This window comes from Vibrio sp. 10N.222.49.C9 (assembly GCF_041474985.1).
GTDB lineage: Bacteria > Pseudomonadota > Gammaproteobacteria > Enterobacterales > Vibrionaceae > Vibrio > Vibrio crassostreae_C.
The window spans coordinates 1-251 of the sequence record NZ_JBFRVD010000246.1 but is presented as its reverse complement, the minus strand read 5'-3'; the positions used below and the strand labels follow the sequence as shown (position 1 = coordinate 251).

Here is a 251-nt window from a genome sequence, read left to right as displayed (position 1 = left end):
GGCGATGCTACGAACTTGATCACCGACATCAAGAAAGCCACGACCTCACCAATGCCCGATTACCTTCTACTCGGCTCTTTAGGCATCGGTAAACTTGGAAGAGGCTCAAGTAAGAAGCTATTAGCGGTACACCGAATTGATACACTAAAGGAAATCTCTCGCAATGATATTCTGAGCATTAAAGACTTCGGGAATGTGACTTCTGATAACACCTTCATGGCAATGCAAACCACAAAAGGCAACGACCTTAG

The 251-nt window shown here is 45.0% G+C and carries 1 protein-coding gene; it reads left to right on the top strand.

Features of this window, described 5'->3' with window-relative positions; all coding sequences use genetic code 11:
• Positions 1-251: hypothetical protein (locus AB4585_RS22980; protein ID WP_372171116.1), on the top strand; the 251-nt coding region annotated here is incomplete at both ends.